Annotated in this window: 19 protein-coding genes and 1 riboswitch; of the genes, 9 read left to right on the forward strand and 10 right to left on the reverse strand. The window is 74.0% G+C overall.

What is annotated here, in order from left to right:
* The first annotated feature begins 57 nt into the window (after positions 1–57).
* A complete protein-coding gene (locus ABC795_RS17025; RefSeq protein ID WP_347058429.1) occupies positions 58–771 on the forward strand; it encodes a hypothetical protein in 714 nt (237 codons plus the stop codon).
* A gap of 106 nt (positions 772–877) precedes the next feature.
* Here the strand turns inward: ABC795_RS17025 and ABC795_RS17030 are convergent, their stop codons facing one another.
* Both ABC795_RS17030 and ABC795_RS17035 read right to left on the reverse strand, forming a co-directional pair.
* Complete coding sequence (locus ABC795_RS17030; RefSeq protein ID WP_347058431.1) at positions 878–1,837, reverse strand: EamA family transporter; 960 nt, start codon at positions 1,835–1,837, stop codon at positions 878–880.
* Between the two features lie 43 nt (positions 1,838–1,880).
* Complete coding sequence (locus tag ABC795_RS17035; protein WP_347058433.1) at positions 1,881–2,327, reverse strand: STAS domain-containing protein; 447 nt, start codon at positions 2,325–2,327, stop codon at positions 1,881–1,883.
* 216 nt (positions 2,328–2,543) lie between these two features.
* Here ABC795_RS17035 and ABC795_RS17040 point away from each other — a divergent pair, with 216 nt between their 5' ends.
* The 6 genes from ABC795_RS17040 to ABC795_RS17065 all read left to right on the forward strand — a co-directional run bounded on the left by ABC795_RS17040 (position 2,544) and on the right by ABC795_RS17065 (position 8,931).
* Positions 2,544–3,341: a thioesterase family protein gene (locus ABC795_RS17040; protein ID WP_347058434.1), complete on the forward strand. Its 798-nt coding sequence runs from the start codon at positions 2,544–2,546 to the stop codon at positions 3,339–3,341.
* A 144-nt stretch (positions 3,342–3,485) separates the two neighbouring features.
* A complete protein-coding gene (locus tag ABC795_RS17045) occupies positions 3,486–4,382 on the forward strand; it encodes a mechanosensitive ion channel family protein (RefSeq protein ID WP_347058436.1) in 897 nt (298 codons plus the stop codon).
* Positions 4,379–4,909 (forward strand): hypothetical protein, encoded by a 531-nt coding sequence (locus tag ABC795_RS17050; protein WP_347058438.1) that lies wholly within the window; start codon positions 4,379–4,381, stop codon positions 4,907–4,909. Before ABC795_RS17045 ends, ABC795_RS17050 begins: the two co-directional genes overlap by 4 nt.
* 110 nt (positions 4,910–5,019) lie before the next feature.
* Positions 5,020–5,134: riboswitch (SAM riboswitch) on the forward strand.
* Between the two features lie 43 nt (positions 5,135–5,177).
* Positions 5,178–6,470 carry a bifunctional o-acetylhomoserine/o-acetylserine sulfhydrylase gene (locus ABC795_RS17055; protein ID WP_347058439.1) on the forward strand — a complete coding sequence of 431 codons (1,293 nt, stop codon included), beginning with the start codon at positions 5,178–5,180 and terminating at the stop codon, positions 6,468–6,470.
* Between the two features lie 3 nt (positions 6,471–6,473).
* Positions 6,474–7,553, forward strand: coding sequence for a homoserine O-acetyltransferase (locus tag ABC795_RS17060; protein ID WP_347058440.1), 1,080 nt, complete (start codon positions 6,474–6,476; stop codon positions 7,551–7,553).
* Between the two features lie 178 nt (positions 7,554–7,731).
* The gene (locus tag ABC795_RS17065; protein WP_347058442.1) at positions 7,732–8,931 is read left to right on the forward strand and encodes a cysteine desulfurase-like protein; all 1,200 of its coding nucleotides are present in this window, start codon (positions 7,732–7,734) and stop codon (positions 8,929–8,931) included.
* A 3-nt stretch (positions 8,932–8,934) separates the two neighbouring features.
* On the opposite strand, the gene ABC795_RS17070 is transcribed toward ABC795_RS17065, so the two are convergent.
* From ABC795_RS17070 to ABC795_RS17100, 7 genes are all read right to left on the reverse strand, one after another.
* Complete coding sequence (locus ABC795_RS17070; RefSeq protein ID WP_347058444.1) at positions 8,935–9,465, reverse strand: gamma carbonic anhydrase family protein; 531 nt, start codon at positions 9,463–9,465, stop codon at positions 8,935–8,937.
* Positions 9,466–9,541: 76 nt separating this feature from the next.
* Entirely contained in the window at positions 9,542–10,891 is a 1,350-nt protein-coding gene (gdhA, locus tag ABC795_RS17075; RefSeq protein WP_347058445.1) for an NADP-specific glutamate dehydrogenase, read from the reverse strand.
* A gap of 208 nt (positions 10,892–11,099) precedes the next feature.
* On the reverse strand, positions 11,100–12,137 hold the full coding sequence (locus ABC795_RS17080) for a C40 family peptidase (RefSeq protein ID WP_347058447.1): 1,038 nt from the start codon (positions 12,135–12,137) through the stop codon (positions 11,100–11,102).
* Between the two features lie 183 nt (positions 12,138–12,320).
* Complete coding sequence (locus tag ABC795_RS17085) at positions 12,321–12,812, reverse strand: hypothetical protein (RefSeq protein ID WP_347058449.1); 492 nt, start codon at positions 12,810–12,812, stop codon at positions 12,321–12,323.
* 73 nt (positions 12,813–12,885) lie between these two features.
* On the reverse strand, positions 12,886–13,188 hold the full coding sequence (locus ABC795_RS17090; protein ID WP_347058451.1) for a hypothetical protein: 303 nt from the start codon (positions 13,186–13,188) through the stop codon (positions 12,886–12,888).
* Between the two features lie 229 nt (positions 13,189–13,417).
* Positions 13,418–14,809, reverse strand: a complete 1,392-nt coding sequence (locus ABC795_RS17095; protein WP_347058453.1) for a metallopeptidase TldD-related protein — start codon at positions 14,807–14,809, stop codon at positions 13,418–13,420.
* Positions 14,806–16,320 (reverse strand): TldD/PmbA family protein, encoded by a 1,515-nt coding sequence (locus tag ABC795_RS17100; RefSeq protein WP_347058455.1) that lies wholly within the window; start codon positions 16,318–16,320, stop codon positions 14,806–14,808. The genes ABC795_RS17095 and ABC795_RS17100 overlap by 4 nt, the downstream gene beginning before the upstream one ends.
* Before the next feature lie 63 nt (positions 16,321–16,383).
* Between ABC795_RS17100 and ABC795_RS17105 the strand changes: the two genes are divergently transcribed.
* Positions 16,384–17,199 carry an MBL fold metallo-hydrolase gene (locus ABC795_RS17105; RefSeq protein WP_347058457.1) on the forward strand — a complete coding sequence of 272 codons (816 nt, stop codon included), beginning with the start codon at positions 16,384–16,386 and terminating at the stop codon, positions 17,197–17,199.
* 37 nt (positions 17,200–17,236) lie between these two features.
* On the opposite strand, the gene ABC795_RS17110 is transcribed toward ABC795_RS17105, so the two are convergent.
* Positions 17,237–18,535, reverse strand: a complete 1,299-nt coding sequence (locus ABC795_RS17110) for an amidohydrolase (RefSeq protein WP_347058459.1) — start codon at positions 18,533–18,535, stop codon at positions 17,237–17,239.
* Between the two features lie 71 nt (positions 18,536–18,606).
* On the opposite strand from ABC795_RS17110, the gene ABC795_RS17115 reads away from it, so the two are divergent.
* Positions 18,607–19,302, forward strand: coding sequence for a DedA family protein (locus ABC795_RS17115; protein WP_347058461.1), 696 nt, complete (start codon positions 18,607–18,609; stop codon positions 19,300–19,302).

Here is a 19,302-nt window from a genome sequence, read left to right on the forward strand (position 1 = left end):
GGCCCGGCACCTCGACGTGGTCCGGCGAGGTCCGGCGGGAGCGCCTAGGTTCTCCCCATGGCCGATCTGCGCTTCTGGTTCGACCCGGTCTGCCCGTTCGCCTGGATGACCAGCAAGTGGGTCCGCATGGTGGCGGAGCAGCGGGAGTACGCCGTCGAGTGGCGGTTCATCTCGCTGCGGCTGCTCAACGCGCACATCGACTACGACGCCCACTTCCCGCCCGAGTACGAGGCCGGGCACACCGCGGGCCTGCGGCTGCTGCGCATGGCCGCCCGCACCCGCGAGGAGCACGGACCCGACGCGGTGGGCCCCCTGTACGCGGCCCTCGGCGCGCAGATCTTCGAGACGCCGAACGAGCCGGGTCACGAGGTGCGCCGCGGCACGCGCGAGTTCGTCGAGCCGATCCTCGCCGAGGTGGGGCTGCCGGCCGACCTCGCCGCCGCCCTCGACGACGACTCCTGGGACACCGCGCTGCGCGCCGAGACCGACGAGGCGCTGGCGCTGACCGGCAAGGACGTCGGCACGCCGATCCTGCACTTCCGGCCGCCGGAGGGGGTGGCCTTCTTCGGGCCGGTCATCAGCCGGCTGCCCGGCGAGGACGAGGCCGTCGCGCTCTGGGACCACGTCGTGGGGCTCGCCTCGTTCCCGGGCTTCGCCGAGCTCAAGCGCAGCCTGCGCGAGCGGCCCCAGCTGCCCGCGTTCGGGGTGCGGCCCGGGGAGTCGGGCGTGCAGGAGGACTGGCACGGCGGGAGCCGCCGGCAGAAGAAGTGACCCCGCCGGACCGCCTCGCCCACCGAGTCAGGGGGGAGGCGACGGCTGGTGGATCGCCAGGGCGGCCGACGACGTCACGCCCTGGGGAAGAGCCCCCGGCTCCGCCTCACGACGACAGCGGGGCCGGGGTCTCCGGTACCGGTGGCTGGGTGGTCCGCGCCGTCTGCGCCAGTGCGATCCCGGTGAGGACGACGGCGCCGCCGGCCACCTGCCAGCCGGTGAGCACCTGCTCAACCCACAACCAGGCGACCACGGAGGCGAACACCGGTTCGGCCGTGGCCACCAGCCCGGCCGCGGTCGGCGACAGGTGGCGCAGCGCCGCGATCGACAGCCAGAACGGCATGACCGCTCCCATCACCGCGATCCAGGCCACCAGCACCCACAGCGGCAGCTCCAGGGAGCCCATCGAGACGAGCACGTCGCGTCCGAGCACCCCGGCGTCGAACTGCCACCACGGCGCGGCGACCGCCCAGAAGACCGCAGCCGCGACGAAGGCCCAGCACGTGAGGGTGACCGGGTCCCGCGACACCGTGCCCCGCTCGCCGATCAGGTAGTAGGTCGCCAGGGCCACGGCGGCGCCGAGACCTGCCGCGACGCCGATCAGGTCCAGCGAGCCTTCTCCGGTCCAGACCCCGGTGACCAGGGCCAGCCCGGACAGCGACAGCACCAGCGCCGCCCACACCCGGCTGCGCACCTTCTCCCGGCGGACCAGCCACACGTAGACGGCGATGAGCACGGTCCCGGTGAACTCGAAGACCAGCGCGATGCCCACCGGTAGTCGTCCGATGGACACGTAGAAGAGGTACTGCGTCATCGCGATGCCGATGACGCCGAGCACGGCGAGCAGCGGGAGCTCCCGGCGGGTGACCCGCAGCCGGCCCGGGGCCACGACCAGCAGCACCGCGAGCAGGGCCACGGCCGCACCGGTGCACCGCAACGCGGTCAGCCGCGGGGCGGAGATCCCCGCCTGCAGGGCCAGCGTGGACACCGTGCCGTTGACGGCGAACAGGCCTGCGGCCGCCAGGGTGAGCGCATACCCCAGCGCGGGGCGGGCGACGCGGTCCACCCGCGCACGGTAGCGGGCTACCCCCGTCGAGCCGCCTACCGGTTCAGAACAGGGCCAGCTCCTGGACCGGCGGGCGTGGCGCGGGACCGGACGCGGTGAATGCCTCGTCGAGCCCGGTCGCCTCGAACACCCGCCACACCGACGGCTGCACGTTCCGCAGGAGCAGCTCGATGCCCCGCTGCTGGCACCACCGCCGGACGGCGATCAGCACCGACAGGCCTCCCGAGCCGATCGAGGGCACCCCGCCCAGGTCGAGTTCGAGCACGGTGCAGCCGGCCAGCGGGCGCGCGGCGACGAACGCCTCCAGCCGCGGAGCGGTGACCAGGTCGATGTCGCCCTCGACCACCACGAGCGCGTGCCCGCCGGCGGTCTCCCACTCCAGCCGCAGCGCGGCCGGCTCGGGCGGCGGCTGCGACACCCACCACGGCCGGCGCCGTCCGGGCGGCCTCGCCAGCCGCCGCGCCCCGTCCCACTCGTGCGCCCGCACCATGCCCGTTCCCCCACCTGCCGACGGCCCGACCCCCGTCGTCCGGACCGTAGGCAGCCCGCCCCGGCGATACAACGGATTCCGGTACGGCATCGACCGGTGTGCCACACGGCGGGCGCGCTGTCACGCGTCGTCATCGGGCGATCCGCCTCCGTCCGCCCGTCCCGGCCCGGATACCCGGCGCAGACGGGAGACAGCGGCCCGGCGAGACTCACGGTCATGGACGTGCCCGAGGCCCTCTACCTGCCCGACGGCGACGGCTTCACCGCGACCGCCCTCACCATCGGCCCGTGGGACGCCGGACACCAGCACGCCGGGCCGCCGGCCGCGCTGCTGCTGCGCGCGGCCGAGCAGGCGAGCGGGATCGCGGGCGGCCAGACCGTGCGCATGGCCTACGACATCCTCGGGCCGGTGCCGGTCGGCCCGGTACGGGCGACCACGTCGGTGGTTCGCCCGGGCCGCCGGATCGAGCTGGTCGAGGCGGTGCTCGACAGCGGCGACGGCCGTCCGCTCATGCGCCTGTCGGCCTGGCGGATGCGGTCCCGGAACGACGCCGCTCCGGCGACCGCGCAGCCGCACCCCGCGCCGGCCGGGCCGGAGGAGAGCCGGGCCGAGCGCGCGGCGTTCTTCACCACCGAGATCGCCTACCACCGGGCCCTGGACTGGCGGTTCGCCGCTGGGACGTTCAACAGCCCGGGGCCCGCCACCGCGTGGACCCGGCCGGAGTGCACGCTGGTCGCCGGGGAGCCGATGACCCCGCTGCAGCACCTGCTGGTCATGACCGACGCCGCCAGCGGCATCTCCGCGACGCTGGACTGGACGCAGGCCACGTTCGCCAACGTCGACCTGTCCGTGGCGCTGCACCGCCCGCCGCGGGGCGAGTGGCTCGGCATGGACGCCACCACGGTCCACGGCGGAACTGGAGCGGCGCAGTGCCTCGCCGTCCTCTTCGACGCCGTCGGGCCGATCGGCCGGTCCACCCAGTCGCTGTTCGTGGAGCCCCGCCCGCCGGCGTGAGTCATCTCTCCGTGCTCCTCCGGCGCAGGTCAGCGGCCCGTCGCGCGCCCGCGACCGCGGTACCGGCCGGGACCTGTTGGCATGGACGGGCACCGGTGCGCACTGTGGAGGGGTCGTCTTCCCCACGATCGGAGCCTGCTACCCGTGGACGCGTTGAGAGAGCTGCTGGACTGGCTGTCCGGGCGGGGTCTCGAGGTGGTGCTGATCGTCCTCGGCTCGGTGCTGCTCGCCAGGTTCGTGGCCTGGGCCGGAACGCGGATCACCGATCGGATCGACCGCAACTCCACCGGCGGCGACGCGCTGGTCCGCTCCGAGGCGGCCAAGCACCGGCACTCGCTCACCCAGGTGCTCACCTGGGCGGCGATCGTGCTGATCTACTCGATCGCGGTCTTCTTCGTCCTGGACCGGCTCGGGGTTCCGGTCACCGGCCTCGTCGCGCCGGCCACGGTGCTCGGCGTCGGCCTGGGGTTCGGCGCCCAGCGCATCGTCGGTGACGTGCTGGCCGGGTTCTTCATCATCACCGAGCGGCAGTACGGGTTCGGCGACGTCGTCTCCATCCAGGTCCTGGGCGGTGGCGACGCCGCAACCGGGACGGTGGAGGACGTCACGCTGCGGGTGACCCGGGTGCGCTCGCCCGACGGCGAGGTCGTCACGGTCCCCAACGGGCAGATCGTCAAGGTCGTCAACCTGTCCCGCGACTGGGCCCGCGCCGTCGTGGACGTGCCGGTGCCGACGAGCGTCGACGTCAACCGCGCCAACGAGATCCTGCGCCAGGTCGGCCGGGACGCGTTCCGCGACCCGGCGATGCGCCCGCTGCTGCTCGACCCACCCACCGTCATGGGCGTGGAGACCCTCGGCCTGGACGAGGTGAACGTGCGCGTCGTCGCCCGCACCCTGCCGGGCAAGCAGTTCGAGGTGGGCCGCGACCTGCGCGCCCGGGTGGTGCAGGCGTTCCGCAGCCAGGGGATGCAGGTGCCGCAGCCGACCACCAGCGCGCCGTCCGGCGACGGCGCCACGACGGTGCAGGAGGGAGTCCGATGAGCAGCCCCGACCACGGCCGGGCCGGCGACGGCGTCCCCGGCGAGCCCACGGTGAGCACCGCCCCCGCCACCACCGGCACCGCGGCGCCCGACGTCGCCCCCGCCCACCGCTGGTGGTCGTCGATCCCGCGGCACCTCGGACGGGCCCGCACCTCCACCGTGGTCCTGGTCGTGCTGTTCCTCTCGATCGGCGCGCTCTACCTCAACGTGCGACCGCCGGCTCCGGGGACGCCGGCCTCCCGTGAGGAGACCGTCGAGCAGACCGAGCCTGCGGAGACCGAGCCGACCGGGACCGAGCCGACCGGGACCGAGCCGACCGGGACCGAGCCTGCGGAGACGACCACCGAGCCCGTGCCGACGACCGGACCGTCGGGGCCGACCACCCGGTCGAGCACCCCGACCACCACCGGCTCGCCGTCCCCGGGCACCAGCGCCACCCCGACGGCTCCGGGGGCCACCGAGCCGGTGCCCACGGGCGGATCGGCCGGGCCGGGCGACGAGGCCTCGCCGGAGTCGCCGACCGGCTGAGCGCCGGAGCGGGTGTTTCACGTGGGACATCGCCTCGCCGGTCGGGGTCACCCGCCCGCAGCACCCGGGCGATGTGCGGGTGAGGGGGTCGACGCCCTAGGATCACATCGGCTCCTGAGAGGCAGCGCGAAGCACCTGGCTGGCTGCCCGGCAACCTCTACTCCGTCCGAGGTGCTCCAGGGGAAGAGCCGGCCGGAAGGCGCCCGCCTCCGGCAAACGACGGAGCTCCCGTGCGCCGCGGGTCTCCGCGAGCGAGAGGAGACGGCGCATGAGCGACCCCGCGAGCTGGAGCTTCGAGACCCGGCAGATCCACGCCGGCACGAGCCCCGACCCCACGACCGGCGCCCGCGCGCTGCCGATCTACGCGACCACCGCGTACCAGTTCCGCGACACGCAGCATGCCGCGGACCTGTTCGCCCTGGCCGAGATGGGCAACATCTACACCCGGATCATGAACCCGACGCAGGACGCGCTGGAGCAGCGCGTGGCGTCGCTGGAGGGCGGCGTCGCCGCGCTCGCCGTCGCCTCGGGCCAGGCCGCCGAGACGCTGGCCATCCTCAACGTGGCCGAGGCCGGCGACCACGTCGTCGCGTCGGCCTCGCTCTACGGCGGCACCTACAACCTGCTGCACCACTCGCTGCCCAAGATGGGCATCACGGTCTCCTTCGTCGAGAACCCCGACGACCCGGAGAACTGGCAGTCGCTCGTCCAGGAGAACACCCGGGCGTTCTTCGCCGAGTCGATCGGGAACCCGAAGGGCGACATCCTCGACATCGAGAGCGTCGCCGGCGTCGCCCACCGGAACGGGGTGCCGCTGATCGTCGACAACACCATCGCGACGCCGTACCTGATCCGCCCGCTCGAGTTCGGCGCCGACGTCGTCGTCCACTCGGCCACCAAGTACCTGGGCGGGCACGGCACGGTGATCGCCGGCCTGATCGTCGACGGCGGCGGGTTCGACTGGACCGGCGGCCGGCACCCGATGTTCACCACGGCCGACCCGACCTACCACGGCGTGGTCTACGCCGACCTGGGGGCGCCGGCCTTCGCGCTCAAGGCGCGGGTGCAGCTGCTGCGCGACCTGGGGCCGGCGGTCTCCCCGTTCAACGCCTTCCTGGTGGTGCAGGGCATCGAGACGCTGTCGCTGCGCATGGAGCGGCACGTGAGCAACGCCCAGCGGGTGGCCGAGTTCCTCGAGGCCCACGACTCGGTCGAGCGGGTCAACTACCCGGGGCTGACCTCCTCGCCGTGGCACGCCGCCCAGCAGAAGTACGCGCCGAAGGGTGCCGGCGCCGTCCTCACCTTCGAGCTGCACGGCGGCGTCGAGGCCGGCAAGCGGTTCGTGGAGGCGCTGGAGCTGCACAGCCACGTGGCCAACATCGGCGACGTGCGCAGCCTGGTGATCCACCCGGCGTCGACGACGCACTCGCAGCTCACCCCGGAGGAGCAGCTCACCACCGGGGTGACGCCGGGCCTGGTGCGCCTGGCCGTGGGGCTGGAGGGCATCGAGGACATCCTGGCCGACCTCGAGGCGGGCTTCCGCGCCGCCAAGGGCGCCTGAGCGATGGGCGGGTGGGTCGAGGGGGACCCGGTCGGCGACCGGCACTTCCTCGACCTGCCCGCCCCGTTCCCGCTGGAGCGCGGAGGGGCCCTCCCGGCCGTGCGGATCGCGTACGAGACCTGGGGAACGCTCGCGCCCGGCGGGGACAACGCCGTCCTGGTCGCGCACGCGCTCACCGGCGACAGCCACGTCGTGGGCCCGGCCGGACCGGGACACCCGACGGCCGGCTGGTGGAGCGGCATCGTCGGGCCGGGGGCGGCCCTGGACACCGACCGCTTCTTCGTCGTCTGCGCGAACGTCCTGGGCGGGTGCCAGGGCACCACCGGGCCGTCGTCGACCGCGCCGGACGGCCACCGCTGGGGCTCGCGCTTCCCCGAGGTGACCGTGGGCGACCAGGTGCGCGCCGAGGGCGCGCTGGCCGACGCCCTGGGCATCGCGCGCTGGGCCGCCGTGGCCGGCGGGTCCATGGGCGGCATGCGGGCCCTGGAGTGGGCCGTGGCCGAGCCCGACCGGGTCGGCGCGCTGTTCTTCCTGGCGTCCGGCGCCGTGGCCTCGGCCGACCAGATCGGCACGCAGACGACCCAGCAGGCCGCCGTCCGGGCCGACGCGCGCTGGGCGGGCGGGAACTACCCGCTCGACGCCCCGCCGGTGGACGGCCTCGGGGTCGCCCGGCGGATCGCCCACCTCACCTACCGCAGCGGGCTGGAGCTGGAGGCGCGCTTCGCCGCCCGCGTGCAGGACGACGGCCGCTACGCCGTCGCCTCCTACCTGGACCACCACGCCGGCAAGCTGGCCCGCCGGTTCGACGCCGGCAGCTACGTGGTGCTCACCGAGGCCATGAACAGCTGGGACGTCGGCCGCGGCCGCGGCGGGGTCGAGGCGGCGCTGTCCCGGGTGACCGCCCGCGCGCTGGTGGCCGGTGTGGACACCGACCGGCTCTACCCGCTCGACCAGCAACGCCGGGTGGCCGACGCGCTGGGCGTGCCGCTGCGCGTCATCCCCTCGCCGTACGGGCACGACGGCTTCCTCATCGAAACCGGCGCCGTCGGGGCGCTGCTGGCCGAGCTGCTGGCTGCGGAATGAACGCCGAGGAGCACGCGGACCTGGCCGCCCAGGTGGCCCGCGCCCGCGAGTGATCCCGGCGTCGCGGGTGGAGCTCCGGCGTCGGCGACGGGACGCCGGCGCTGGACCTCGGCGAGCTCCGCGCCACGATCGCCCCCTCGCCGGGTGAGCCGCCCGGCCGGCGGTTAGCGTCGCGGCCGTGAGCCTCGACGTCGCCGTGCTGCGCGCCTCCTTTCCGTCGCTGGCCAGCGGCACCGCCCACTTCGACGGTCCGGGCGGTACCCAGGTACCGGCCGCGGTCGGCCGGGCGGTGGCCGCGGCCCTCACCGCCCCGGTCAGCAATCGGGGAGCGGTGACCGCCGCCGAGCGGTTCGCCGACGAGACGGTGCTCGGGGCGCGGGCGGCGATGGGCGACCTGCTCGGCACCGACCCCGCCGGCGTCGTCTTCGGCCGGAGCGCCACCCAGCTCGTCTTCGACCTGGCCCGCACGCTGTCGGCCGGCTGGGGTCCGGGTGACGAGGTCGTCGTCACCCGGCTGGATCACGACGCGAACATCCGGCCGTGGGTGCTGGACGCCGCCGCGGTCGGCGCCACGGTGCGGTGGGTGGGCTTCGACCCGGCGACCGGCGAGCTGACCGCCGACGACGTCGCCGCGGCGCTCACCGACCGGACCCGGCTGGTCGCGGTGACCGGAGCGTCCAACCTGATCGGCACCCGGCCACCGCTGGCCGCCATCGCCGAGCAGGTGCACGCGGCCGGCGCGCTGCTGGTCGCCGACGGCGTGCACCTGACCGCGCACGCCCCGGTCGACGTCCAGGCTCTCGGGGCCGACGTCTTCCTCTGCTCGCCGTACAAGTTCCTCGGCCCGCACTGCGGCGTCCTGGCGGCCGATCCCGCGTTCCTGGCGACGCTGCGGCCGGCCAAGCTGCTGCCGTCGACGGACGCGGTGCCGGAGCGCTTCGAGCTGGGCACGCTGCCCTACGAGCTGCTGGCCGGGACCACGGCGGCGGTGGACTTCCTGGCCGACCTCGGGGGCACCGGGACGCGCCGGGAGCGGCTCCTCGCGGCGATGGCCGCGATCGAGGAGCACGAGGACCGGCTCCGCGAGCGCCTGGAGGCCGGGCTGGCCGAGCTGCCCGGCGTCCGGCTGTGGTCACGGGCGGCGCACCGCACCCCGACCCTGCTGCTCACCTTCGACGGGCGGGACGCCGCCGACGCCTACCGGTTCCTCGCCGCCCGCGGCATCAACGCACCGGCCGGGCACTTCTACGCCATCGAGGCCAGCCGGTGGCTCGGGCTCGGCGACACCGGGGGCCTCCGGGCCGGGCTGGCGCCCTACAGCGACGCCGACGACGTCGACCGGCTGCTCGACGGGCTGCGGGGGTGGCTGGCCGGCTGACGCTCAGCCCAGCCGCTGCACCCGGCGGGCGGACTCCAGGCGGTCGGTGTAGCTGATCGCGTTGCCCTGGATGTGCAGCTGGTCGTCGTCGGTCGCCTCACGCATCACCTTCGCGGGTACGCCGGCGATGAGCGAGCGGGGCGGGAAGACCTTGCCCTGGGTCACGACGGCGCCGGCGGCCACGATGGAGCCGGAGCCGATGTGCGCGCCGTTCATCACGATGCTGCCCATGCCGACGAGCACGTCGTCGTCGATTCGCGCGCCGTGCAGCACCACCCGGTGCCCCACCGAGACCCGCTCGCCCACCACCAGGGGGAACCCCTCGTCGGAGTGCAGCGTGCAGCCGTCCTGGATGTTGGAGTCGGCGCCGATCTCGATGACCTCGGCGTCGGCCCGGGCCACCGCGCCGTACCAGATGCTCGACCGCGGACCCATGGTCACCGCCCCCACCACGACGGCCGTGGGCGCCACGAACGCCTCGTCGTCGATGTGCGGGGAGCCGAACTCCAGGGCGCCGATGAAGTTGTCCGCCATACCGCCACCCCAGCACAAGCCGCTGCCCGCCGGCCAGCCGGGGCGATCGAGGCACAGGCGTTCTCGGCCACCCGGGTCAGATCAGGCCGTGCGCGTGCACCGCCTCGGCCACCTGCAGGAAGCCGGCCACGTTGGCGCCGAGCACCAGGTCACCGGGGGACCCGTACTCCTCGGCGGTCTCGTGGCAGCGGGTGTGGATGTCGCGCATGATCTCGGCCAGCCGGGCCTCGCTGTGCTCGAAGGTCCAGCGGTCGCGGGAGGCGTTCTGCTGCATCTCCAGGGCGGAGGTGGCCACGCCGCCGGCGTTGGCGGCCTTGCCGGGGGCGAACGCGATCCCCGCCTCGCGGAGGACCTTCACCGCCGACGGCGTGGCGGGCATGTTCGCGCCTTCGACCACGTAGCGGCACCCGTTGCGGGCGAGGACGCCGGCGGCGTCGCCGTCGAGCTCGTTCTGGGTCGCGCTGGGGATGGCGACGTCACAGGGGACGTCCCAGATGATGCCGCCCGGCGCGAAGGTGGCCGACGGCACCCGCTCGGCGTAGCTGTCGATCCGGCCGCGCTCGACCTCCTTCACCTGCTTGAGGACGTCGAGGTCGATGCCCTTCTCGTCGACGACGTAGCCGCTGGAGTCCGAGCAGGCGACGACGGTCCCGCCGAGCTGGTGCACCTTCTCGATGCCGTAGACCGCGACGTTCCCCGACCCGCTGACCACGACCCGCGTCCCGTCGAAGGAGTGCCCGCGCGCGGTCATCATCGCCTCGGCGAAGTAGGCCGCGCCGTAGCCGGTGGCCTCGGTGCGGACCAGCGCCCCGCCCCAGCCCAGGCCCTTGCCGGTGAGGACGCCGGACTCGTACCGGTTGGTGATCCGCTTGTACTGGCCGAACAGGTAGCCGATCTCCCGCCCCCCGACGCCGATGTCGCCGGCCGGCACGTCGGTGTACTCCCCCAGGTGCCGGTAGAGCTCGGTCATGAACGACTGGCAGAACCGCATGATCTCCGCGTCGGAGCGGCCCTTGGGGTCGAAGTCGGAGCCGCCCTTCCCGCCGCCGATCGGCATGCCGGTGAGCGCGTTCTTGAAGATCTGCTCGAAACCCAGGAACTTGACGATGCCCAGGTTCACCGACGGGTGGAAGCGCAGCCCGCCCTTGTAGGGCCCCAGCGCGGAGTTGAACTCCACGCGGAAGCCGCGGTTGATCTGCACCTCGCCGCGGTCGTCCTGCCACGGCACCCGGAAGATGATCTGCCGCTCGGGCTCGCAGATCCGGTCCACCGTCTTCATCTCGGAGTACTCGCTGTGCCGGTCCAGGACGACGGCCAGCGACTCCAGCACCTCGCGGACCGCCTGGTGGAACTCGGTCTCACCGGGGTTGCGGTGCAGCACCTCGTCGTAGATCGCCTGGACCGTCTCCGGAACCTCGCCACTCACCACGTGCCCCTCTCGCGCCGATCGCTCCTCCTGCGCAACGTACGTCGGTCGCGGGACATCGGCGGGACGGGGCCGGGTGGATCCCCGGATGTCACACCCCCCGGCCACCACCATGCCGACCATGCCGGAGCCGACCACGGCACGGCACCCGGCCTCTCCGTGCCCATCGCCGAGAAGGGCTCCGGCGTGCCGTCGGCTCGACCTGGCGTCAGCCGGTGGGACGGACGCCGAACCGGAAGCCGCCCTGGTCGACCGACGTGACCGACAGCGGCGTCCCGTAGGTCCGGGCGTGCACGATCATCCCGTCGCCGATGTAGAGGGCCACGTGGCTGATCGGCGAGTAGTAGAAGACCAGGTCGCCGGGCCGGAGCTCTGACCGGGAGAGCTGCGGGCCCATCTTCGACTGGCCGCTGCTGGTGCGCGGCAGCGTGATGCCGGCGGCCGCGTAGGCGTAGGACGTCAGCCCGGAGCAGTCGAACGCGTCCGGGCCGGTGGCGCCCGACCGGTACGGGGAGCCGACCTTCGACAGCGCGATCCCGATCGCGGTCGCCGCCGGGCTGCCCGACGCGACCGGCAGCTCCGCCACCGACGGCGTCGCCAGCTTCGGGCCGGCGACGAGGGTGGAGACCCGGTCCTGCTCCGCCGCCGAGAGCTGATCGTAGTTCGACCGGTACTCGGCGGCCCGTCGCTCGACCTCCGCGTGCTGGGCCTGCAGCTCGGTGAGGCCCGCCTGCGCGGTGGCGGCGGCCTGGTCGGCCGTGGCCTGCGCCTCCTCCGCGGCGGCGCGCGCCGCGGCGACCTGCGTGATGACCGAGTTGGTGTGCGCGGCGATCATGTCCAGCGTCGTCATCTGCTGGACGAGGTCCTCGGCGGACTCGCTGGTGAGGAAGGCGGCCACCCGGGACTGCGTCTTCTCCGTGAAGCTGCTCTGCACGATGGCCCGGATCTGCGGCTCGTGCACCGCCAGGGCGTCCCGCGCGGTCTGGGCCTGAGCGGCGGCCGCCGCGGCGGTCCGCTGCTGGGCGGCGACGATCTCCTCGGCTTCGTGGACCTGGGCCTCGATGGTGGTCAGCTGCTGCGCTGCCTTCGCCATCAGCGAGGCGGCCTCGGCCACCGAGCCCGGCTCGGCGTTCGCCGTCGTCGTCATCGCCGGGGAGAGAACCGCCGTCGCGGCCGCCACGAGCGCGGCGCCCACCGCGAGGACGGCGCGCGAGCGGCGACGGGTGGTCGAGCGCTGCGACTGCACCGGAGCCTCCGATCACCTGCGCCGGGCCCGGGGAAGGGGCCGCAACCATGCGCGTCAGCACGGAACGTAGGGACCCGGTATCCGCAGGTAGTGGGTGGCGCGCGGGGGCGGACGACCGGGGTCGCCCCGCCCGTCACATGAGCACCGGAGGCAGTCACCCGTCACGCGCGGACGGGGCTCCGGTCAGCGACGACGGGGGCCGGCGGCGGTGCCGTCGGGCAGCCGGTCGGACGCGAGCGGCACCAGCAGGTCGGCGACCGCGCCGGTGACGAACGAGTAGACGGCCTTGTGGGTGACGTCGACGACCTGGTCGCGGCGGGACCACGTCCAGGGCGGGGCGCCGACGCCGGTGGCGTTCTCCAGCGTCTGGTCGGTGGCGAGCCGGATCGAGGTGTGCCAGGCGGACGCGCGCCAGCCCCGCAGCCCGGAGGCGGCCCAGATGCCGCGGAGGGCGCCGACAGCGGCGCCGGTGCCCCAGTGCATGAGGTGGTTGCGCGCGAGCGGGCGGGCGGACTCCGGCAGCCGCCGGCCGGTCACGAGCGCGGTGATCGTGCGCGCGGGCACGTAGCTGTCCGGCCGGTGGGTGACGGCCTGCTCGGCCTTCTCCCCCAGGGTCATCACGGCGACGCCGGCGAGGCCGGCCAGTGCGCCCCGCAGGGCGGCGCGTCCCAACATGGGAGCGGGCCTACCCGACCGGGGGCTGCGGACACCTCGCCGGCGGCCAGCCTTCAGGAAGGGTGGTGCCCTCTCAGCCGGCGAGCGGCTCCTGGACCTCCAGGCCGTCGACGACCGAGAAGTCGCGCAGGATCGCGGTGAGCTCCTCGGCGGTCCACGGCTCGCAGCAGTCGCAGCCGCCGTCGCGGAAGCTGGCCAGGCCGATCGACCCACCGGCCTGGTCCTCGGCGATGGCGAGGTGGCCGGCGGACGGGGAACGGTGGCAGGCGCAGGCTGCGGCGCAGAGACCGAGGCCCCAGCCGGAGATGACGACGGTGTACCCGTCGTCGCGGACCTTGCCCACCTGGAAGACGGATGGCTTGCGACTCCGGCTCACGGAGTCCTCCCCTCGACAGCCCCGTGGGAGCGGGGCCTGCGTGCGGCTTGTGGAAGTTCTCGAGCTACGTGAGGTGTCGGCAGAATCGGGTCTGGGGTGAACCCCTCGATCAGCTCAACTTCCGGTACCGAGCGTAATCCCGTCGGTACTGTTGGTCGCCGTCAGTTTCCGCCAGCCCTGCCGCGGTCCACTTGTGAGAACTACGCCGTCGTCATTCGACTCGCCGGGCTCAGCTGGCCGGACTGACGCTGCTCATGTTGAAGTCGGGCACCCGGAGCGTCGGCATCGCCGTACGGGTGAACCAGTCGTTCCACTCGCGCGGGAGGGTGCGCTCGGTGACGCCGGCCTGCACCGCCCGGCCGAGCAGGTCGACCGGGGACTCGTTGAACCGGAAGTTGTTCACCGCGCCGGTCACCTCACCGCCCTCCACCAGGAAGACGCCGTCGCGGGTGAGGCCGGTGAGCAGCAGGGTCTGCGGATCCACCTCGCGGATGTACCAGAGCGTCGTCAGCAGCAGCCCCCGGTCGGTGGCCGCGACCATCTCCTCCTGGGTGGCGACCGCGCCCGGTTGGTCGAGGATGAGGTTGTCGACGGCGACCGTGGCCGGCGCCGTCGTCCTCAGCGCCCAGGCCCGCGGGCGGATCAGGTTGGTGAGGACGCCGGCGGAGATCCAGTCGACCGCCGGGGCGGCCAGTCCGTTGTCGAAGACCGACGCCGACCCCGACGACGCCCCGACCACCTGGAACGGCGCGGCCTCGAGCCCGGGCGCGTGCGGATCGCTGCGCAGGGTCAGCGGAAGCGCGGCCAGCCGTTCCCCGGTGCGGTTGCCCCCGCCGGCCCGGGCGAAGACGTTTCGCCCCTCGTCGGCGTCGCGCGCCTCCATCGTCCAGTAGAGGTAGATCATCAGGTCGGCGACCGCCGAGGGCGGCAGCAGCGTCTCGTAGCGGCCGGCCGGCAGGTCCACCTGGCGGCGCGACCAGACCATCTTCCGCTGCACCTCCGCCGCCAGCTCGTCCACCGAGACGTCGGTGAAGTCGCGGGTGCCGGTGCCGGCCCACACCGAGCGGCCGAAATCCGGCGTCTTGCCGTTGAGCTCCACCCGGCCCGTCGGCTGGTCGTGCCGCAGCCGCAGGCCGGTGGAGCTGCCCAGGTAGGTGGTGCGCATGCTGTGCTCGGCGAAGCCGAAGAGCAGTTCGTCGCGGTCCCGCGCCTCGCCGAATGCCTGGCCGAGGGCGGGAGCGAACTCGGCGAAGACGTCGATGGAGGTCTCGGCCGGGTCGGCGTCCCAGTCGCCGGCGCCGGGCGGGGGGTCGGAGACCAGCGGCATGGCGTCCTCGGCCGGCCCCGCGTCGCGGGCGGCCCGCTCGCTGGCCGCCACGAGCTCGGCGACGTCCGGCGTCCCCGAGCGGCTGACCGTGCCCGCCGCCATGCCCGCCCCGCCGTCGACGAACGAGATGACGACGACCTGGCGCGAGCGCATCGCACCGTTCGTGGTGAGGCTGTTGCCCGCCCACCGCAGGTTCGCCTCGGAGCCCTCGACCACGACGGTGACCTGCCCGTCCGCGGTGGAGGCGGCCAGCGCCCGCTCGACGACGTCCTGCGGACGCTGGTAGCGGCTCATCGCCCGGCCTCCTCGACGGTGTTCAGCACCGACACGTCCTCGAACAGGGCTGTCGGGCAGCCGTGGCTGACCGCCGCCGTCTGCCCCGGCTGGGCCTTGCCGCAGTTGAACGCGCCACCGAGGACGTAGGTCTGCGGGCCGCCGACGACGCTCATCGACCCCCAGAAGTCCGTCGTCGTGGCCTGGTAGGCCACGTCGCGGAGCTGCCCGGCCAGGCGGCCGTTCTCGATCCGGTAGAAGCGTTGCCCGGTGAACTGGAAGTTGTAGCGCTGCATGTCGATCGACCAGCTCTTGTCACCGACGACGTAGATGCCGCGCTCCACCCCGCCGATGATCGCCTGCGTCGACGGGCCGTCGGGAGCCGGCTGCAGCGAGACGTTGGCCATCCGCTGCACCGGCACGTGCCCCGGCGAGTCGGCGAAGGCGCAGCCGTTGGACCGCTCCATGCCCCGCAGCCGGGCCATGTTCCGGTCGACCTGGTAGCCCACGAGGACGCCGTCCCTGACGATGTCCCACTGCTGCCCGGCGACGCCCTCGTCGTCCCAGCCGACGGTGGACAGCCCGTGCAGCGCGGTGCGGTCCCCGGTCACGTTCATCTGCGGTGAGCCGTACTGCAGCGTGCCGAGCTTGTCGGGCGTGGCGAAGGAGGTGCCGGCGTACGCGGCTTCGTAGCCCAGCGCCCGGTCCAGCTCGGTGGCGTGCCCGACCGACTCGTGGATGGTGAGCCACAGGTTGGACGGGTCGATCACCAGGTCGTACCGCCCGGCCTGCACCGAGGCAGCCTTGGTCTTCTCCCGCAGCAGCTCGGGGATCTCGGCGAGCTCGGCGCGCCAGTCCCAGCCGGTGCCGGTGAGGTACTCCCAGCCGCGCCCGGCCGGCGGGGCCAGCGTGCGCATGCTCTCGAACGAGCCGGTGGCCCGGTCGACGGTGAGCGCGGTGAGGCTGGGGTGGGTGCGCACCCGCTGCTGGCGGGTCCGGGTGCCGGCGGTGTCGGCGTAGTACTTCTGCTCCTTGACCAGCATGCACGCGGTCTGCACGTGCTCGACGCCGTCGGCGGCCAGCAGCTGCTCCGACAGCTCGGTCAGCAGCGCCGTCTTGTCGGCGTCCGGCACCGAGAACGGGTCGACGTCGTAGGCGGAGACGTACGTGGCGTCGGGGTACACCGGCTCGGGCGCGAGCTCGATCCGGTCGGAGTTGAGCGCCGCGGCCACCCGGGCGACCGCGACGGCCTCCTCGGCGAGCCGGACGGCCTCGGCGGCGGTGAGGACGACGCCGGCGGCGAACCCCCAGGTTCCCTCGTGCACCACGCGGACGGCGAGGCCCAGGTCCTCCCCGTCGGCGAACGCCTCGGGGCGGGCGTCGCGGAGGCTGATCGTCTGGGTCCGGATGCGCTCGACGCGGATGTCGGCGTGCTCGCAGCCCAGGTCGACCGCCCGGGTGAGCGCGGCGTCGGTCAGCGCGGACAGCGGGAGCGCGAGGAACGCCTCGTCGATGGCGCGGGGTGCTGGCACGGACCCCTGTCTACCAGCGCCGGGGCAGGGGTGAGGAGGAATGCTCCGGGTAAGCGCCTGCGCATGGCTCAGTCACCTGGACAGCCCGCGGACGACGTGACCATGACCTTCGGCGGCAACGCGACGATGCTGCTGCGGATCGGCGACTTCACCCTGCTGACCGACCCCAACTTCCTGCACCGGGGCCAGCGCGCGTACCTCGGATACGGGCTGCGGAGCACGCGGCTGACCGAGCCGGCGCTGCAGCCGACGCAGCTGCCCGAGCTCGACGGGATCCTGCTGTCGCACATGCACGGCGACCACTGGGACCGCGTCGCCACCGAGCAGCTCGCCAAGGAGACGCCCGTCGTCACGACGCCTGAGGCGGCGAGGTGCCTGTCCGACCGGGGGTTCACCGCCACCGCCGACCTGCGCGCGTGGCAGACGCACACGTTCACCCGGGGCGGGGAGACGCTGCGGATCACCTCCGTGCCGGGCGTGCACGGCCCCGGCCCGCTCGCCCGCCTGCTCCCCCAGGTGATGGGCAGCGTGCTGGAGCTCGTGCGCGACGGCGAGGTGAGCTGGCGGGGCTACGTCAGCGGCGACACCCTCTACCGGCCGTTCCTGGGCGAGGTGTTGCAGCGGTGCGGCCCGCTCGACGTCGTCATCCCGCACCTCGGCGGCACCAAGGCACTGGGGCTGACGGTCACGATGGACGGCCGCCAGGGCGCCGACCTGGTGGAGCTGCTGAAGCCGCCGGTCACCGTGCCGGTGCACTACGACGACTACGACCGGTTCACCTCCCCGCTGGGCGAGTTCGTCGCCGAGGTCGCCCGCCGCGACCTGCCCGGCACCGTGCGCCCGGCCTACCGCGGCGAGACGATCAGCCTGCGCGCCTGACCGGCCCGGCGCCGGGAGCGCCGGGCCGGTGCACGGCTCAGCCGCGGGCGAGCCGGGCGGCCCGGTCGGCGACGCCGGCGCGCAGGGCGGCGACGTCGACCGTGGTCGACGCGCCGTCGTGCACCACCGGCCGCCCGCCCACCCAGACGTCGCGCACGTGCCGGCCCGCGCCGGACCACACCAGGTGGGCCAGCACGTCGGCCGGGTCGCCGACCGGCTCGAAGACCAGGTCCCGGGTATCGACGTGCACCAGGTCGGCCCGCCGGCCGACGGCCAGCTGCCCGAGGTCGGAACGGCCCAGGGCCTCGGCGGCACCACCGGTGGCCAGCCAGAACGCCTCCGCGGCGGTGAGCGCGGTCGCCGACCGCTCGCGCAGCCGGGCCATCCCCGCGGCCAGCCGCAGGTCGGCGAACAGGTCGAGTGAGTCGTTGGAGGCCGGACCGTCGGTGCCCAGGCCCACCCGGAGGCCCAGGTCGAGCATCGGCCGCACCGGCGCGACCCCGCTGGCCAGCTTCGCGTTGCTCGCCGGGCAGTGGGCGACGGCGACGTCGTACTCCCGCCACAGGTCCAGGTCACCGTCGTCCATGTGCACGCAGTGGGCGGCGAGCACCCGGCCGCCCAGCACGTCGTAGGAGCCGAGCAGCGCGGGGACCGACAGCCCGTGCGCGGCCAGCAGGTCCGCGCCCTCGGTGGTGGTCTCGGCGACGTGCAGGTGCAGGAGCAGCCCGTGCTCCCGGGCTGCTTCCGCCGCGTCGGCGAGGACCGGGAGGGGCACGGTGTAGGCGGCATGCGGGCCCAGCCCGTACTCCACCACGCCGTCCGCCGGGGCGCTCCGGGCCAGGGCGACGGCGGCGTCGAGCTGCTCGTCGATCGGCGGCATGCCGGGCAGCGGCAGCAGCGGGGTGGCGATCACCGCCCGCGCACCGGTGCTGGCGACCGCGGCGGCGATCCGCTCCGGGTGGAAGTACATCTCCACTCTGGTGGTGACGCCGTTGCCGAGCATCTCCGCCGACGCCGCGGTCATCGCGACCTCGACGTCCTCGGCGGTGAGCCGGCCCTCGCGCGGCCACATGACCTCGCGCAGCCAGCGGTCCAGCGGCAGTCCATCGCCCTGGCCCCGGAACAGCACCATCGGCGCGTGCGAGTGGGCGTTGACCAGGCCGGGGGTGAGAACGCCGGGCAGGGTGACCACGTCGGCGTCCCCGGGCGGCGGGGCCTCCGCTGCCGGGCCGACCCAGGTGATCCCGCCGTCGACCACGTCGACCACGCCGTCGGGGACGACGGTCCCCACGCGGTCGCCGACGACGACGGCCCGGGCGGTGAAGCGCTGCCGCATGGGCTCCGAACCTAGCCGCGCACCGGCCCGGGAGCGCGGCGGCGGGCCGGCGCGCCGATACGGTGGACGCCATGTCCTCCCTCGCCGCCGCAGCCTCCGACGAGGGTGGCATCACCGGATTCCTGCTCGACCTGGTCCAGCAGCTCGGGCCCGTCGGCGTGGGGCTGAGCATCCTGCTCGAGACGGTCATCCCGCCGATCCCGAGCGAGGCGGTGCTCGGCCTGGCCGGCGTGCTGATCCGGCAGGGCGAGATGAACGCCGTCGCCGTGGTCCTGTTCGCCACGCTCGGTTCGATCTTCGGCGCCATCTTTTTCTACTACATAGGCCGGGCGCTCGGCCCGCGCCGGTCGCACCTCTTCCTCGACCGGCTGCCCCTGGTGCAGACGGAGGACGTCGACCGCACGTTCGAGTGGTTCGCCCGGCACGGCCGCGCGGCGGTCTTCTTCGGCCGCATGGTGCCGATCGTGCGCAGCTTCATCTCCGTGCCGGCCGGCGTCGTGCGGATGCCGTTCTGGCAGTTCATCATCTACTCGGCCGCGGGCAGCCTGATCTGGAACACCGTGCTGGTCAGCCTCGGAGTGCTCGCCGGCAACTTCATCCAGGACAACCTCAAGTACGTCGACTACGCCATCGTCGCCGCCGCCGTGCTGGGCGTCGGGTACCTGATCCTCAAGCGGTACCGCGACGTCCGCCGGCACCGGCGGGCGGGGACGGTCGCGCCCGGATCGGGGAGGAGGGGCGGGGATCCCGGCCGCCCGGCAGCATGA

This window comes from Blastococcus sp. HT6-30 (assembly GCF_039729015.1).
In the GTDB taxonomy this organism is placed as follows: Bacteria; Actinomycetota; Actinomycetes; order Mycobacteriales; family Geodermatophilaceae; genus Blastococcus.

Excerpts from the sequence above, each read along its gene's own strand:
- ABC795_RS17025 (WP_347058429.1), top strand. The coding sequence starts at position 58 with ATGGCCGATCTGCGCTTCTGGTTCGACCCGGTCTGCCCGTTCGCCTGG.
- ABC795_RS17035 (WP_347058433.1), bottom strand. The coding sequence starts at position 2,327 with ATGGTGCGGGCGCACGAGTGGGACGGGGCGCGGCGGCTGGCGAGGCCG.
- ABC795_RS17040 (WP_347058434.1), top strand. The coding sequence starts at position 2,544 with ATGGACGTGCCCGAGGCCCTCTACCTGCCCGACGGCGACGGCTTCACC.
- ABC795_RS17050 (WP_347058438.1), top strand. The coding sequence starts at position 4,379 with ATGAGCAGCCCCGACCACGGCCGGGCCGGCGACGGCGTCCCCGGCGAG.
- ABC795_RS17055 (WP_347058439.1), top strand. The coding sequence starts at position 5,178 with ATGAGCGACCCCGCGAGCTGGAGCTTCGAGACCCGGCAGATCCACGCC.
- ABC795_RS17060 (WP_347058440.1), top strand. The coding sequence starts at position 6,474 with ATGGGCGGGTGGGTCGAGGGGGACCCGGTCGGCGACCGGCACTTCCTC.
- ABC795_RS17070 (WP_347058444.1), bottom strand. The coding sequence starts at position 9,465 with ATGGCGGACAACTTCATCGGCGCCCTGGAGTTCGGCTCCCCGCACATC.
- ABC795_RS17085 (WP_347058449.1), bottom strand. The coding sequence starts at position 12,812 with ATGTTGGGACGCGCCGCCCTGCGGGGCGCACTGGCCGGCCTCGCCGGC.
- ABC795_RS17095 (WP_347058453.1), bottom strand. The coding sequence starts at position 14,809 with ATGAGCCGCTACCAGCGTCCGCAGGACGTCGTCGAGCGGGCGCTGGCC.
- ABC795_RS17105 (WP_347058457.1), top strand. The coding sequence starts at position 16,384 with ATGGCTCAGTCACCTGGACAGCCCGCGGACGACGTGACCATGACCTTC.
- ABC795_RS17110 (WP_347058459.1), bottom strand. The coding sequence starts at position 18,535 with ATGCGGCAGCGCTTCACCGCCCGGGCCGTCGTCGTCGGCGACCGCGTG.
- ABC795_RS17115 (WP_347058461.1), top strand. The coding sequence starts at position 18,607 with ATGTCCTCCCTCGCCGCCGCAGCCTCCGACGAGGGTGGCATCACCGGA.